Consider the following 15615-nt stretch of genomic DNA (forward strand, 5'->3'; position numbering starts at 1 on the left):
TCTGCGCGAGCGAGGCCCGCGCCGCCTAGGGTGGAGGGGTGACCCGCGCCCCGCTGCTGCCGCCCGCCGTTGCCGGAATCTGGTTCGCGGCTCTGCTGCTGTGGTCGGCGGGCCTCGGAGTCTCGGCACTCTCGCTGCCCGGCGGCTCGAGCCTCACCTCGGTCGCGGTAGCGCTCGGCGCGGTCGGGCTCGCGACCCTCTACAACCGCCGCGGCGCCGACCGGCTGGATCGCACGGCGGCGCTCGCGACGATCGTGATCTCGACGGCGAGCGCGCTCGCCACGATGGGGCTCCTCGCCCTCATCGTCGTCGGCCCCGATCGACCCATCGGCGCACTCGACGTGGTCTCGGCGGCGACGGTGACCGTGACGGCGGCCGCGGCCGCCGCATCCACCTCGGTGCTCATCCGCCCCTACGTCGACGCGTTCGCCGCGCACATCTGGGCGGGCATCGGCGGGGTGGGACTGGGTGTGCCGCTCATGGTCGCCGGGGTCTCGCCCGCGTTCGTCATGGCGGCGGCGGTGGGGCTCGGCATCGCCGACCGCGCGCACTACGCGCGCGTCGCCCGAGAGCTGGAGGTGCGCGCGCAGATCGAGCGCGCGATGATCGAGCGCGGGCAGGCGCAGGGGCGCAACATCGGCGTCTCGGGCCTGCCCGGCCTGCCGCTGTTCGTGACCGCCCCAGCCGACACGCGGCCGTGGTCGCGCCGCGAGCGCCGGGCGACGATCACCCTCGGCATCGCCGCCCTGACGATCGTGGTCGTCGCGTGGACGGTCGGCATCCTGCTCGCCGAGGAGGGGCTGCTGCGCCAGGGCCAGGGCTTCGCCGTCGCCTCGCTGGGCGCCGCGGCCCTCCTCGCGCAGACGGTGCTGCTGCTGCGCCGCTGGCCCGAGCTGCGCGTGGTCGCCTGGGCCAGCATCGGGATGCTCGGCGTCGCCTCAGCCGCCATCATCGTCTCCCCCTCCGACGCCGTGTACTTCTCGGCGCTCGCCCTGCAGTCGGTCGCGGTCGCCCTCGCCGTGGGGCGGCTGCATCACGCCGTCCGCGGTTCCGGCCCGGCCGAGGCGGCGATGGTCGCGACGACCGCGGCGATCGCGTGGTGGATCGGCATCGCGAGCACGGGCGGAATCCTTCTCGCGTTCGTCGCCGTCGTGACCGTGCTCGTCTCGCTGCGCAGAAAGGTGCGACCATGACCGACCCCGCCCCGAGCTCCGGCTCCTCGAGCCCTGACGCGCCGAGCCTGCTCGAGCGGCTCTCGCGCGCACCCAGTCGCAGGGCCGGCATCGTCGCGGCCGTCGTCGCCGTCGTGCTCCTCATGGTTCCCGCGCTGGAGCTCGTGCTCCTGAGCGAGAGCACCGACCCGGTCGCCGCCGTGCAGATCTTCCTGGGGCTCAATGCGATCGCACTGCTGGGCTTCCTCCCGCTCCTGCGTGCCGCGCACGCCGCGACCGCGCGCACCGGTCGACCCGGCTGGCTCCTCCCTGCCGCGTACGTCGTGCTGCTCATCCGGCCGGCCGTGCTCGTCACCGAGATGGTTACGGCGCCCATCGCCGTCTTCGGCGGCCTCGCGTTCTTCTACGCCCTGCTCGGCACCACGGGCGTCGCCGCGGGACTCGCTGCCGTCGCCCTGCAGCCCACGCACGACGCTCAGGGCGAGCCGGTGGGTGGCCCGCTGCGCTCCCTCGTCATCGGCGTGATCGCCGGGCTCCTCGTGGCCCTCACGCTCTTCGCGTTCGCTCCGTTCGTCGCCCCGCTCACCGCGCTCGGCCTCGCGGTGGCGCTGTCGCTGCGCAAGCCTCCGCCGCCGCCTGACCCCTGGGAGCAGCGCGGCGAGCAGGGATAGGACGGGCAGGCTTCCACAACTTCGGAGTGAGATCAGCCCGGCTCGCCCCACTCCGACGTTGTGGAAGGGGCGGGGCCACCGCTCGAGGGTGGCGCGTCAGCCGACGGCGTCGGTCAGCTTCTGCGTGAGCTCGTCGGTGTCGAAGTAGTTCTGCACGACGACGACGTCGGCGTGCGTGCGCCCGATCGCCTCGACGAACTCCTCGCTCGTGAGGATCACCTGAGCATCGGCGGCGACGCGCGCGACCGAGTCGATGTCGGCGGCGACGACGGTCGCCGAGACGCCGAGACGCTGCAGCACGCGCTCGGTGTTGACCTTGAGGATGCCGCTCGAGCCGATACCGGCACCGCAGATCGCGACGATCTTCACGCCGGAACCTCCCTCGCCCGCGGCGTCATGACACCCGGCGCCCCTCGAGGATGGCGCGAGCATCCTCACGATTCGTCGCACGGGCGAGGGCCTGGATGGCCGCCGAGTCGTTGAAAGCGTTCGCGAGGTCGGCGACGGCGCTCAGGTGGGCGTCGGCGGCGACCCCGGCGAGGCCGATGACGACGGAGACCGGGTCGTTGTGCGCGTGACCGAACTCGACCGGCTCGGCGAGCGTGACGACCGAAAGTCCGTCCTGGCGCACCTCGGGGCCGGGGCGCGCGTGCGCCAGAGCGAGGCCGGGCGCGATGACGATGTACGGGCCGTGGGTCTCCACGAGGCGCAGCATCGCCTCCGTGTACTCGGCGGTCGTGCAGCCGCTGTCGACGAGTGCGTCGCCGGCCAGGCGCACGGCGGCGCGCCAGTCGGCGGCGTGCGCCTGCAGCACGATGGCGCGGTCGGCGAGGGAGGGCAGACTCATGCGTGCTCCTCGAAGCCGGCGATGATCGTGTCCATGAGCGCCTCGCGGTCCTCGACGGGGAGGAAGGCCGCCTGGGCGGCGTTCAGCTGCAGGGCGAGGATGTCGTCGAGGTCGTAGTCGAAGGTCTCGGCGACGAGGCGCAGCTCGCGGCTGAGGGTCGTGGCGCTCATGAGGCGGTTGTCGGTGTTGACGGTGACGCGGAACCCGAGCTGGGTGAACAGGTCGAGCGGGTGGTCCTCCATCGCGTCGCCCCACGCGGCGATCGCGCCGGTCTGCAGGTTCGAGCTGGGGCTCGTCTCGAGCGCGATGCCGCGGTCTTTCACCCACTCGGCGATGCGGCCGAGGCTCGCGCGCGTCATCTCGCCCTCGTCGACGAGCGTGATGTCTTCGAGCAGGCGCACGCCGTGGCCGAGGCGCAGGGCGTGGCCGTCGCGCAGCGCCCCGCGGATGCTCTCGATGCCGTCCGCCTCGCCGGCGTGGATCGTGACGGGGAAGAACTCGTCGGCGAGCAGCTCGAACGCGTCGCGCATACGAGAGGGCGGGAACCCTGCTTCGGCGCCCGCGATGTCGAAGCCGACCGTGCCCGTGTCGCGGTGACGCAGCGCGAGCTGGGCGATCTCGAGGCCGCGATCGGCGTGGCGCATGGCGCTGACCAGCTGGCCGACGCGGATGCTCGTGCCGGCGCCGCGCGCCGCCTCGACGCCCTCGTCCAGGCCCTGCTGCACGGCCTCGACTGCCTCGTCGAGGCTCAGGCCCTGCTGCAGGTGCTGCTCGGGGGCCCAGCGGATCTCGCCCCACACGACGCCATCCGCCGCCAGGTCTTCGACGAACTCGCGGGCGACGCGCACGAGGGCGTCGCGGGTCTGCATGACGGCGATCGTGACGTCGAACGTCGTGAGGTACTGCACGAGCGACCCCGAGTTGGCCTGCGTGGCGAACCACTCGCCGAGCGACTCGGCGTCGGTGGCGCCCGCGGGAAGCTCGTAGCCGATCTCGGCCGCGAGCTCGACGATCGTCGCGGGGCGCAGGCCGCCGTCGAGGTGGTCGTGCAGCGACACCTTCGGCAGCGCCTCCAGGGCGAGGTCGGTGCCGGGAAGGAGGTTCTGCGTCGCCGTTGTCATGCTCCCAACCTACCGGTCGTTACCTCCCTGTGACCCCCGGTATCCACCCGAGTGCCTGCGAGATGTCTCGGGCGGCACTGCGAGCCTGTTGCACGACCTGGGTGTGCGCGACGGTGCTGAAGCTCGTGCTCACGTACGGCACGGTGAGCGCGGCGATCGTCGCGCCGGTAGCACCGCGCACGGCGGCCACGACGTCGGTGATGCCGGGCTGCAGAGCGTCGGCCCGCACGAGCTCGTCGCGGTCGCCCGCGAGCACCTCCCCCGTCGCGGTGCCCGCGACGTCGAACAGCGCGCCGACCCGCACCCGGTAGCCGAAGTCAGCGGGCGACTCCACCTGCGCGACGACCCGTACGCGGTCGCCTTCGAGCACGGCGAGGTTGCACGACTGCCGCACGCTGTCGGCGAGCTCGCGCATGATCGGCAGCGCCACGGCCTCCAGGCCCCGCAGGGGCGCATGCCGGTGAGCGAGGTCGAACAGCCGCGTGCCGAGCAGGTACCGACCGCCACGCTCGCGCACGAGGTAGCCGCGCCTCTCGAGGGAGACGAGCACGCGGAATATCTGACCGACACTGCGCCCCGTGGCCTCGGCGATCTCCGACTGCGCGAGCCCCGCTGGCTCGTCGGCGAGCAGCTCGAGAATGTCGAGCGCCTTGTCGAGCGCCGGTACCGCGTAGCCGGGCTGCGTCACCGGTCCGCGCCCATGACGGCGAGCATCCGTCTGGCGATATCGCGATCGATGTCGTCGGGCACCGGCTGGGCGCCGGGAGCGAGCGATGCCGCGCTCGTCGCGACACGCTCCAGGGAGAGCGCCTGCAGCAGGAAGCCGAGGTCCATCGCCTCGAGCGAGTTGCCCTTGGGCTCGCGCCCGGCGAGGTTGACCATGCGACCCTCGGCGAGCAGGATCACGTGGCGCCCACCTGGCAGGTCCACGCGCTCGATCGCCTCGTCGAGCACCGTGCGCGCGGTGGACCGCGCGTACAGGGCGGCCACGTCGATCTCCCAGGGCACGTGACCGGCGTTGGCGAGCACGGTGCCGTCGGCGAGCCGGTCGAGCACGGCGGGTGTGACGACGTCGGGATGCCCGGTCGCGGTGACGACGACCTCCGCCCACTCGGCGAGCTCCTCGATCGGGCCGACCCGGTAGCCGTCCCACGCGGCCTCGAAGGCGACGAGCTCGTCGATCTCGGCGACGGCGACCTTGCCGCCCATCGCCCGCAGGTACTGCGCGATGCCGCGACCGCACCAGCCGTAGCCGGCGACGAGGAAGCGTCGGCCGGCGAGGCGCAGGTTGGTGATGCGCATGAGGCTCTCGACGACGGACTGGCCGACGGAGTGCTTGTTCTCGCCGATCGCCTTGAGGCGCGAGTCGTTGATGACGAGCATGGGGAACGGGATGCTCTGCGCAAGCTCGGCGCGCAGCCGCAGCCCTCCGCTCGTCGTCTCCTCCGTTCCGCCGATGATGCCGGTGCCGCCCGTCGGGTCTCCCCCGGAGACGGCCGCGGGGTCGACGCGAGCGGCGGCGAGCGCGGCGAGGTCTGCCCCGTTGTCGAGCAGGATGCTCGGCCGCGCCGCATCGACGGCGGCGACGTTCGCGTGGTGGTCGTCGAGGGTGTCGGCGCGCCGCCCGTGCACGGTCATGCCGAGGGTGCGCAGGTAGGCGACCACGTCGTCCTGCGTCGAGCCGTGGTTGCCGGTCGCGACGATCTCGGCGCCGCCGGTCTGGAGGGTCTCGAGCAGCACCGCCGTCTTGGGCTCGAGGTGCAGGCTCATGCCGATGAGGTGGCCGTCGAAGGGTCGGCTCGCCGCGAGGGCGTCGCGCGCCTCGGCGAGCAGGGGCATGCGCGAGCGGATCCAGTCGATGCGGGCAGCGCCGCGGGCGGCGAGCGCCGCCGAGTCCGGCGCCTCCGCTGCGCCGTGGTTGATGCGGGCGGGTCTGCTCGTGCTGCTGTCCGTGCTCATGAGCGCACTCTACACAGGTGCAAGACGCTTTCATATATGCAGAATGTCGCTAGGCTGGGCCCATGCCTGAGAAGATCATCCTGGACTGCGACCCCGGCCACGACGACGCGGTCGCCCTCATGCTCGCCCACGGCTCGCCCGACATCGAGCTGCTCGCCGTCACGACCGTCATGGGCAACCAGACGATCGAGAAGGTGACGCGCAACGCGCTCGCCGTCGCCCGCGTCATCGGCCTCGACTCGGTGCCGTTCGCCCGCGGGTCGGAGCGTCCGCTCGTGCGCGAGGTCGAGACGGCTCCCGACATCCACGGGGAGTCGGGGCTCGACGGGCCCGTGCTGCCCGAACCGGCCATCGAGCTCGACGGCCGCCACGCCGTCGACCTGATCATCGACACCGTCATGGCGCACGAGCCCGGCACCGTCACGCTCGTGCCGACCGGCGCCCTCACCAACATCGCGCTCGCCGTGCGGCGCGAGCCGCGCATCGTCGAGCGGGTCAAGCAGGTCGTGCTCATGGGCGGCGGCGTGCACATCGGCAACTGGAGCGCCACGAGCGAGTTCAACATCGTCATCGACCCGGAGGCCGCGCACATCGTGTTCACGGCGGGCTGGCCGCTGACGATGGTCGGGCTCGACGTCACGCACCAGGCACTCGCGACCGACGAGGTCGCGGCCCGCATCGCCGCGATCGGCACCGGCCCGGCCCGCTTCACGGGCGAGCTGCTGGAGTTCTTCGCGCACTCGTACCAGGACGCCCAGGGCTTCGACCACCCTCCCGTGCACGACCCCTGCGCCGTGGCCTACGTCATCGACCCGAGCATCGTGCGCACGGTGCGGGCCCCGCTCGACGTCGAGCTCACCGGCACGCTCACCCTCGGCATGACGGTGGCCGACCTGCGGGCACCGGCGCCGGAGAGCTGCCCCACCCAGGTCGCGATGGACCTCGACGCCGACCGCTTCTGGAACCTCGTCATCGACGCCCTCGAGCGCATCGGCGACCCGGCTCTCTAACTCCACCCCCACCAGGGCGGGCAATTGTGCCCGCCGGTGGCAGGTGTGGCCGGCCGTACGAGCACAGTTGCGACTAGCCAGCACAGTCGCCGCTCTCTTCGAGGCGAGGCGGGATGCCCCGCTCGGGCTACTCGACGACGCCCGCGATGAGCGGGCCGCCCGTGCGCACCTCGTCGTCGGCCGAGCCGATGCGGTAGGCGCCCTCGAGCGCCTCGAGCGCGCGGGCGAACCGGCCCTCGTCGCTCGTGAGCATCGTGAAGAGCGGCTGCCCCGCCTCGACCGTGTCGCCCGGCTTGGCGTGCAGGTCGATGCCTGCGCTGTGGTCGACCGGGTCCTCCTTGCGCGCACGCCCGGCGCCGAGGCGCCACGCGGCGATGCCGAAGGGCAGGGCCTCCTGCTCGACGAGCACCCCTGAGGTCTCGGCGTGCACGGTGTGGGACTCCGGGGCGACGGGGAGCGGAGCATCCGGGTCGCCGCCCTGCGCCGCGATCATGCCGCGCCAGGCATCCATCGCGCGGCCGTCCTGCAACGCCGCTTCGACGTCGGCATCGGTGACGCCCGCGAGCTCGAGCATGTGCCGCGCGAGCTCGACCGTGAGCTCGACCACGTCGGCAGGCCCGCCGCCCGCGAGCACCTCGACCGATTCACGCACCTCGTTGGCGTTGCCGATCGCGAGACCGAGCGGCACGTTCATGTTGGTGAGCACGGCGCGCGTCGCCACCCCGGCGTCCTCGCCGAGCCGCACCATGACCTGGGCGAGCTCGCGCGACTTCTCGATGTCTTTCAGGAACGCGCCAGACCCGAACTTCACGTCGAGCACGAGCGCGGCGGTGCCCTCGGCGATCTTCTTCGACATGATCGACGAGGCGATGAGCGGAATGCACTCGACAGTGCCGGTGATGTCGCGCAACGAGTAGAGCTTGCCGTCGGCGGGAGCGAGGCCCGAACCGGCCGCGCACACGACGGCGCCCACATCGTCGAGCTGCCGCATCATCTCATCGACCGTGATGCTGGCACGCCAGCCCGGGATGCTCTCGAGCTTGTCGAGCGTGCCCCCGGTGTGGCCCAGCCCGCGGCCGGAGAGCTGCGGCACGGCGACGCCGAACGAGGCGACCAGCGGCGCGAGGGGCAGCGTGATCTTGTCGCCGACCCCGCCGGTCGAGTGCTTGTCTGTGGTCTTCTTGTCGAGGCCCGAGAAGTCGAGGCGCGTGCCGGAGGCGACCATCGCCAGGGTGAGCGCGCTGACCTCCTCGCGCTCCATGCCGTTGAGGAAGATCGCCATCGTCATGGCCGACATCTGCTCGTCGGCGATGTAGCCACGGGTATAGGCGTCGACCATCCAGTCGATCTGGGCCGTCGTCAGGGTGCCGCGGTCGCGCTTGGTGCGGATGAGGTCGACGACGTCGAACGGCTCAAGGGCCATGGGTGGTGCTCCTGTTAGTCGTGGGTTGAGCGATAGGTCTCGAGGGTGCGGGGGCCGAAGGCGTCGGGCAGCACCTCGTCGATGGTCTTGATGCCGGAGACGGTCTCCAGCAGCATGCCTTCGGCGGAGTGCTCGTACAGCAGCTGGCGGCAGCGCCCGCAGGGCATGAGCGCACCGCCGTCACCGTCGACGCACGTGAAGGCGACGAGACGACCGCCGCCGGTCATGTGCAGGGTGGAGACGAGAGCGCACTCGGCGCACAGCGTGAGGCCGTACGAGGCGTTCTCGACGTTGCACCCTGCGATCACGCGGCCGTCGTCGACGATCGCGGCCACGCCGACGGGGAACTCCGAGTACGGCACATAGGCCTTCGTCATCGCGTCGAGGGCGACCTCGCGAAGGCCATCCCAGTCGATGTCAGCCATGGTGGCCTCCCCCTATTTGATGTACGGCTTGCCGGAGGCCGCTGGCGGGCGGGACATGCCCACGAGCCCGGCGACCGCGAAGATCGTGACGATGTACGGCAGCATGAGCATGAACTCGCTCGGCACCGGCGACCCGACGATCGAGAGCGTCGACTGCAGGTTCGTCGCGAAGCCGAACAGCAGCGCCGCGAGCGTCGCCCGAATCGGATCCCATCGACCGAAGATGACCGCCGCGAGGGCGATGAAGCCCGCACCGTTGGTCATCTCCTTGGCGAAGGAGCCGACGGCCGCGAGGGTGAAGAACGCACCTCCACCACCGGCGATGGCACCCGCGAGGAGGACGTTCCAGAACCGCGTGGCCTTGACGTTGATGCCGACGGTGTCGGCGGCCTTCGGGTGCTCGCCCACGGAGCGCAGGCGCAGACCCCAGCGGGTCTTGAACAGCGCGAACCACACGGTGGGCACGAGCACGAACATGATGTAGACGATGAGCGTCTGGTTGAACAGGATCGGCCCGAGCACCGGGATGTCGCTCAGCAGCGGGATCGCGACCCTCTCGAACTTGTCTGGTGAGTTGAAGAGCTCCGGGTTGTCGACCATGTACGTCGAGTAGAAGAAGCTCGTCAGACCGATGACGAGAACGTTGAGCACGACGCCGACGATCACCTGGTCGACGAGGTACTTGATGGCGAACGAGGCGAGGATGACCGACACGAGCGCCCCGGCGATCATCGCTCCCAGCAGACCGAGCATGGGCTGCCCCGTGAGCGTGCCGATCATCGCGGCGACGAACGCGCCCGCGAGCAGCTGCGCCTCGATCGCGATATTGACGACGCCGACGCGCTCGGAGATCACGCCGCCGAGCGCTCCGAAGATGAGCGGCGTGCTCACGGTGAGCGCACCGGCGAGGAGCCCGACGAGGGGGACGGTCGCCCCTGCTGCGGCCCACGTGAGGAACCCGAGCAGGAAGACGAGCGCGAACACGGTCGTGAGCCACAGCGGTACCTTGCGGGCCGCGCGCACGAGCAGGAACGCGCCGACGGCCGCAGCCGCCATGAGGATCACCGCGACGATGCCGGTCGCATAGGAGGGCAGGATGAGCGCGGGCAACTGGATGGCGTCGCGGCCATCGCTGAGGCGGTAGGTGGTGTCGCCGCCGCGGCCGAGGCCGAGGAAGAGCGCCGCCCCGATGACGGTGAAGATCGCGAACGCGATGGGCGCCTTCCAGCTGCGCACGGTCACGGACGTGCTCTCAGCGGTCGACGGGGCGGGGGTCGTGGTCACGGCGCTCATCGGGCCGCCTCCTTCGTGCGGGAGATCGACGGGACTCGCCAGCGGAACGAGGAATCCGGGGTCGGCAATCGGAAGATCGCACGCACGAGGGGCGGTGCGGCGATGAAGAGCACGATGAACGACTGCACGACGAGGACGATGTCGACGGGAATGCCCTCGGCCGCCTGCATCGTGTAGCTGCCGGCCTTCAGAGCACCGAAGAGGATGCCCGCGAAGAACACTCCCCAGGGCTTCGAGCGGCCCAGCAGGGCGACGGTGATGGCGTCGAACCCGATGCCTGCGTCGAGGCCGGCGGCGAAGCCGCCGGTGAAGTTGCCGAGCACCTGGTAGACGCCCGCGAGGCCGACGAGGGCTCCCGCGATGAGCATGACCTTGACGTAGACGCTGCCCACGTTGATGCCGGCGACGCGCGCCGCGTGGGGGTTCTCGCCGACGGCGCGAAACTGGAAGCCCATCGCCGAGCGGTTGAGCAGGTACCAGACGTAGATCGTGGCGAGCACGACGAGGATGAAGCCCAGGTTGAGGTTGTACTGCGGCCCGAGGAGGTCGGGGAACACCGCGGTCTCGAGCATGGGGCCGCTCTTGGGGTTGTTCTGGCCGGGAGCTTGGAGCGCCCCCTCGGTACGCAGAAGGTAGGAGACGAGATAGAACGCCACGTAGTTGAGCATGATCGTGACGATCACCTCATGCGCTCCCGTGCGCGCCTTGAGCAGACCGACGAGCCCGCCCCACAGAGCGCCGCCGATGATGCCGACCACGAGCGCCACGATGAGGTGGATCACGGGCGGCATCGGGATGTACGCGCCGACGTAGCCCGCCGCAGCCGCCGCGATGAGCATCTGGCCACGGCCACCGATGTTGAACAGGCCGACCCGGAAGGCGAGGGCGACGCCGAGGCCGGCCGCGATGAGCGGCGTGGCGTTGGCGAGCGTCTCGGTGATGGGGCGGAAGGCCGCGACGAGGTCGTCGGGGCGCAGGTAGTTGAAGATCGAGCCGCGGAAGAGCGCTGCGTAGGCTCCACCGACCGCGTCGGCGATGGCGCGCAACGTGTCGGCGGGGCGGGAGAAGAAGTAGCCGGCAGCCTCCTGCACACCCTCGTCGGTCATGACGATGAGGAGGCCGCCAAAGATGAGCGCGAGCAGGACGGCGAGGACGGAGATCGCGGCGCTGCCGCCGAAGATCTCCTTGAGGATCTGCGTGCTGCGCGGAGGCGGCGGCACGTCGCTCGCACCGTGCTGCGCGCCGGCGGCATCCGTCGTTTCCGGCGTGAGGGGCTCGGCACCGGCCGTGTCGGCCGGGTGCCCCTTCGCCGAGGGGGAGGCCGCCGCGCCGCCGAGCGCCGCGTCCTTCGGGTCGTTGGTGTTGCTCACGCCGCCACCTCCGCGGGGGTCTCTCCGGCCATCATGAGCCCGAGCACGTCGCGCGGGGTGTCGCCGGGAACGATGCCGATGATGCGACCGCGGTACATGACCGCGATGCGATCGGCGAGGGCCGTCACTTCGTCGAGCTCGGTCGACACGACGATGACGGGCACGCCCTCATCGCGCGTCGCGACGATGCGCTTGTGCACGAACTCGATCGAGCCGACGTCGAGCCCGCGCGTGGGCTGGGCCGCGATGAGCAGGCTGAGCTCGCGGCTGAGCTCGCGCGCCAGCACCACCTTCTGCTGATTGCCGCCCGAGAGGCTGCCAGCGGGCGAGGTGATGCCCTGCGTGCGCACGTCGAACTCTTCCACGCGCTCGGTCGCGAACTGGGCGAGGTGCGCGAGCTGTAGCGTGCCGCGCTTCACGAAGGGCGCCCCGGTCGAGCGATCGAGCATGAGGTTCTCGGCGATCGTGAACGTGCCCACGAGGCCGTCCTCGGTGCGATCCTCCGGCACGAACCCGACACCGGCGTCGAGCACGCCCCGCGTGCCGCGCTCCAGCAGCTCGGTGCCATCGAGCGTCACCGAGCCGCTCACGTGCGACTGCAGACCCATGATCGCCTCGGTGAGCTCGGTCTGCCCATTGCCCTGCACGCCGGCGATGGCGAGGATCTCGCCCTTCCGGATCGTGAACGAGACGTCGTTGACGAGGATCTGGCCGATCGAGTCGGTGACCGTGAGGCCCGACACGATGAGAGCGTCGTCGCCGGCTTTCGCGGGTGCCTTGTCGACGGTGAGATCGACGGCGCGGCCCACCATGAGGGAGGCGAGCTCGGCGTTGGTCGCGGTCGGCTCGGCCTCGCCGACGACCTTCCCCAGCCGGATGACGGTGATGCGGTCGGCGACCTCGCGCACCTCGCGCAGCTTGTGGGTGATGAAGACGATCGAGGTGCCCTCGTCCTTGAGCTGGCGCATGATCTCCATGAGCTCGTCCGTCTCCTGCGGCGTGAGCACGGCCGTGGGCTCGTCGAAGACGAGCACGTTCGCGTTGCGGGAGAGGGCCTTGATGATCTCGACGCGCTGCTGCACGCCCACGGGGAGGTCTTCGATGCGGGCATCCGGATCGATGTCGAAGCCGAAGCGCTGCGAGATCTCGCGCACGGTCGCGCGGGCCGCCTCGAGGTCGAGCCGACCGCCGAACTGCGTGGACTCGTGACCGAGCATGACGTTCTCGGCGACGGTGAAGACGGGGATGAGCATGAAGTGCTGGTGCACCATGCCGATGCCGGCCGCCATGGCGTCTCCCGGCCCCGAGAAGTGCTGCACCTCGTCGTCGAGGAGGATCTGCCCCTCCTCGGCCTGGTAGAGGCCGTAGAGCACGTTCATGAGGGTCGACTTGCCCGCGCCGTTCTCCCCGAGCAGGGCGTGGATCTCGCCGGGCTCGACGGTGAGGTCGATGTGGTCGTTGGCGACGAGCGCGCCGAAGCGCTTGGTGATGCCTCGCAGCTCGAGTTTCATCTCTCGGCCTTCCTGCGCCGTCGAGATGCGGCGCTGCTGTGCAACCGGTGAGGCTCGCGGGCGTCGCGCAGGGCGACGTCGGTGTGCCTGTCAGATTCCACTGTAAGGGAGCAGGGCGACACGAATCTGAGCGATTCAGTGCTCATGTGAGCGCTTCGCGCTCCGGTGATCCCGGGATGCCCGGCAACGCATCGAGGGAGGCCAGCAGCGCTGACCTCCCTCGATGTGACGCGACTGAGGGGCCGTAGCCCCTCGCCGACTACTGGCCCGGCGTGGCGGGCGAGGTGACCTCGATCGAGCCGTCGATGATGCCGGCGATGACCTCATCGATCTGACCCGAGAGCTCGGCGTCGACGAGCGACTCGAAGTCGTGGAACGACGCGAGACCGACGCCCTCGTTCTCGAGCGTCCCCACGTACGGGCTGTTCTCGAAGTCGCCGTTCGCCGCAGCGATCACGACGTCGTAGACACCCACAGCGATGTTCTTGAGCACCGAGGTGAGCAGCAGGTCGGCGACCGAGGGGTCGGAGACGTAGACGTCGGAGTCGACACCGATCAGGGCGATGTCGCGGCCGGAGTCGCGGATCGCCTCAGCGGCGCTCTGGTAGATCGGGCCACCGACGGGCAGGAGCACGTCGACGTTCTGGTCGATGAGACCCTGAGCCGTCGTGAGCGCCTCGGTGCCGGGGGCGAAGCCACCGGTGAAGGCACCGGTCTGAGCCTCGAAGTCCCAGCCGAGCGCCTGGACGTCGGTGCCGTTGACCTCGTTGTGGTACTCGACGCCCTGGACGAAGCCGTCCATGAAGATCGTCACCGGCGGGATCTGGATGCCGCCGAAGGTGCCGACGACGCCGGTCTCCGAGTAGCTGGCCGCCGCGTAGCCGGCGAGGAACGCCGCCTGGACGGTGTCGAACTGGATGGGCTTGACGTTGTCGCCCTCGACGAACTCGTCGATGATGGCGAAGTTGATGTCGGGGTTCGCGGCCGACGCGTTGGCCGTGGCCTCGGCGAGCAGGAAGCCGACCGTGATGATGATGTCGCAGCCCTCGGCGACGAGGCCCTCGACGTTGGGCTCGTAGGCGTTCTCGTCAGCCGACTCGACGGCGTTGAACTCCACGCCGAGCTCGGCGGCGGCCTCCTCGAGACCGTTGAATGCCGCCTCGTTGAACGAGCGGTCGTCGAAGCCTCCGGCGTCCGACACCATGCAGGGATAGAAGTCGAGCGCCTCGGTCTCCTCGGGAGCCTCCTCCTCGGGAGCTGCCGCGCAGCCGGCGAGCACGAGCGCGCTCGCACCGAGCAGGGCGAGCCCGCTGAACGCGCGCTTACGGGTGGTGTTGATCACTGTGTCCTCCAAAATTGCCGCCCCGCTACCGATGGCGGGACTCATGGGGCCACGTTAGCGAACGGGAGGCCCGCTCAGCAGGGCCGAAGGGCCCAGGTGACCGAAGCGTTACGAATCCGCGACGAGACCGTCATGTGCCGGAAATCCGCGGGATTCCAGGGGTCCCGGTGCGCTCGTGCGTGCGCGCGTGCTCGAATGAGCAAGGCCGCGACGGTCGTCGACGCCTCGCCCGCCGACCGCGACAGCACCGCGCGTGCTAGAGGAGCGCGTGCTAGAGCAGGTCGTCGCGACCGGACTGCTTGATCGCGTCGACGACCGACTTGACGCGCTGAGCGTTCTCGCGCGTGGTCACGAGCAGGGCATCCGACGTATCGACCACGACGATGTCCTGCACGCCGATGAGCGAGATGAGGCGGGAGGTGCGCGAGACGACGACGCCGCTCGAGGAGTCGGCGAGGACGCGCGCGCCCTCACCGAGGATCGCCAGATCGCCCACGCGGCCGTTCGAGAGCAGCTTGGCGAGCGAGGAAAAGTCGCCGACGTCGTCCCACGGGAAGGTGCCGCGCACGACCGCGAGCCGACCTCCCGCCGCCGCGGGCTCGGCCACGGAGTAGTCGATCGCGATCTTCAGCAGACCCGGCCAGACCGCGTCGACGACCTGCGAGCGCTCGGGGGTGTCCCACGCCGCCGCGATGCGCACGAGGCCCGTGTGCAGCTCGGGCTGCGACTGCGCGAGCTCCTCGAGCAGCCGGTCGGCGCGCGCGATGAACATGCCGCCGTTCCACAGGTACTCCCCCGAGGCGACGTACTCGGTCGCCGTGGCGAGGTCGGGCTTCTCGACGAAGCGCGTCACGAGCTGCGCGTGCGGGGCCCCCTCGATGGCGAGCGGTTCGCCGCAGCAGATGTAGCCGAAGCCGACGGAGGGCTCCGTGGGGGTCATCCCGATCGTCGTGACGTACCCCTCCCGCGCGACGGCCACCGCCTCGCTCACCGCGTGACGGAAGGCGACGGCATCGCCGATCACGTGATCGGCCGCGAAGGAGCCGATCACGACCTCGGGGTTGCGCCGCACGAGGATCGCCGCGGCGAGGCCGATCGCAGCCGAGGAGTCCTTCGGCTCGCTCTCGAGCACGATGTTCGCGTCCGTCAGCTCCGGCAGCTGCGCCTCCACGGCCGCGCGGTGCGCCCGACCCGTGACGACCATGATGCCGTCGCTGCCGGTGAGCGGCAGCACGCGATTCCAGGTATCGCGCAGCAGTGTGTGGCCGCTGCCTGTCAGGTCGTGCAGAAACTTGGGGGCCTCCGCGCGGGAGAGCGGCCACAGACGGGAGCCGACGCCGCCGGCCGGTATCACGGCGTGGAAGTCCGGAAGCGCAGTGGTAGTCGCTCGCATGACCGTCACCCTATCGGCAACCCCCGTTCACGAGAGGGCCACCTGACGCGCGGAGCATGGCCTCAGCGAAGGCCGGTG

15 protein-coding genes are annotated in these 15615 nt (G+C 70.6%); 3 read left to right on the top strand and 12 right to left on the bottom strand.

The features are described 5' to 3' along the window. Positions 1-38: 38 nt before the first annotated feature. Positions 39-1193 (top strand): hypothetical protein, encoded by a 1155-nt coding sequence (locus tag HUJ41_RS10315; RefSeq protein WP_179872484.1) that lies wholly within the window; start codon positions 39-41, stop codon positions 1191-1193. Continuing rightward, on the top strand, positions 1190-1843 hold the full coding sequence (locus HUJ41_RS10320; protein ID WP_179872485.1) for a hypothetical protein: 654 nt from the start codon (positions 1190-1192) through the stop codon (positions 1841-1843). Before HUJ41_RS10315 ends, HUJ41_RS10320 begins: the two co-directional genes overlap by 4 nt. Before the next feature lie 96 nt (positions 1844-1939). Here HUJ41_RS10320 and HUJ41_RS10325 read toward each other — a convergent pair whose 3' ends face one another. The 5 genes from HUJ41_RS10325 to HUJ41_RS10345 are packed head-to-tail and all read right to left on the bottom strand — an operon-like array spanning position 1940 to position 5770. Then, the gene (locus HUJ41_RS10325) at positions 1940-2212 is read right to left on the bottom strand and encodes a PTS sugar transporter subunit IIB (protein ID WP_179872486.1); all 273 of its coding nucleotides are present in this window, start codon (positions 2210-2212) and stop codon (positions 1940-1942) included. A gap of 25 nt (positions 2213-2237) precedes the next feature. Further along, a complete protein-coding gene (locus HUJ41_RS10330) occupies positions 2238-2690 on the bottom strand; it encodes a PTS sugar transporter subunit IIA (protein WP_152582316.1) in 453 nt (150 codons plus the stop codon). Continuing rightward, positions 2687-3811 (bottom strand): adenosine deaminase, encoded by a 1125-nt coding sequence (locus tag HUJ41_RS10335; RefSeq protein ID WP_179872487.1) that lies wholly within the window; start codon positions 3809-3811, stop codon positions 2687-2689. Before HUJ41_RS10335 ends, HUJ41_RS10330 begins: the two co-directional genes overlap by 4 nt. A gap of 19 nt (positions 3812-3830) precedes the next feature. Continuing rightward, a complete protein-coding gene (locus HUJ41_RS10340; protein ID WP_152582314.1) occupies positions 3831-4499 on the bottom strand; it encodes an IclR family transcriptional regulator in 669 nt (222 codons plus the stop codon). Next, positions 4496-5770: an adenosylhomocysteinase gene (locus HUJ41_RS10345; RefSeq protein ID WP_152582313.1), complete on the bottom strand. Its 1275-nt coding sequence runs from the start codon at positions 5768-5770 to the stop codon at positions 4496-4498. Before HUJ41_RS10345 ends, HUJ41_RS10340 begins: the two co-directional genes overlap by 4 nt. A 62-nt stretch (positions 5771-5832) precedes the next feature. Between HUJ41_RS10345 and uriH the strand changes: the two genes are divergently transcribed. After that, positions 5833-6780, top strand: a complete 948-nt coding sequence (uriH, locus tag HUJ41_RS10350) for a uridine-preferring nucleoside hydrolase UriH (RefSeq protein ID WP_179872488.1) — start codon at positions 5833-5835, stop codon at positions 6778-6780. Positions 6781-6907: 127 nt separating this feature from the next. Here the strand turns inward: uriH and HUJ41_RS10355 are convergent, their stop codons facing one another. The 7 genes from HUJ41_RS10355 to HUJ41_RS10385 all read right to left on the bottom strand — a co-directional run bounded on the left by HUJ41_RS10355 (position 6908) and on the right by HUJ41_RS10385 (position 15537). Beyond that, positions 6908-8203: a thymidine phosphorylase gene (locus HUJ41_RS10355; protein WP_179872489.1), complete on the bottom strand. Its 1296-nt coding sequence runs from the start codon at positions 8201-8203 to the stop codon at positions 6908-6910. 14 nt (positions 8204-8217) lie between these two features. After that, the gene (locus tag HUJ41_RS10360) at positions 8218-8628 is read right to left on the bottom strand and encodes a cytidine deaminase (protein WP_152582308.1); all 411 of its coding nucleotides are present in this window, start codon (positions 8626-8628) and stop codon (positions 8218-8220) included. Positions 8629-8640: 12 nt separating this feature from the next. Then, on the bottom strand, positions 8641-9921 hold the full coding sequence (locus tag HUJ41_RS10365; protein WP_152582307.1) for an ABC transporter permease: 1281 nt from the start codon (positions 9919-9921) through the stop codon (positions 8641-8643). Further along, positions 9918-11291, bottom strand: coding sequence for an ABC transporter permease (locus HUJ41_RS10370; protein ID WP_224744454.1), 1374 nt, complete (start codon positions 11289-11291; stop codon positions 9918-9920). Before HUJ41_RS10370 ends, HUJ41_RS10365 begins: the two co-directional genes overlap by 4 nt. Next, complete coding sequence (locus HUJ41_RS10375; protein WP_152582306.1) at positions 11288-12802, bottom strand: ABC transporter ATP-binding protein; 1515 nt, start codon at positions 12800-12802, stop codon at positions 11288-11290. The genes HUJ41_RS10370 and HUJ41_RS10375 overlap by 4 nt, the downstream gene beginning before the upstream one ends. A 259-nt stretch (positions 12803-13061) precedes the next feature. Further along, positions 13062-14189 carry a BMP family lipoprotein gene (locus tag HUJ41_RS10380; protein WP_152582305.1) on the bottom strand — a complete coding sequence of 376 codons (1128 nt, stop codon included), beginning with the start codon at positions 14187-14189 and terminating at the stop codon, positions 13062-13064. Between the two features lie 226 nt (positions 14190-14415). Beyond that, positions 14416-15537 carry a mannose-1-phosphate guanylyltransferase gene (locus HUJ41_RS10385; protein ID WP_179872490.1) on the bottom strand — a complete coding sequence of 374 codons (1122 nt, stop codon included), beginning with the start codon at positions 15535-15537 and terminating at the stop codon, positions 14416-14418. Positions 15538-15615: the final 78 nt, after the last annotated feature.

The sequence above is a fragment of the Microcella indica genome, assembly GCF_013414345.1.
GTDB lineage: Bacteria > Actinomycetota > Actinomycetes > Actinomycetales > Microbacteriaceae > Microcella > Microcella indica.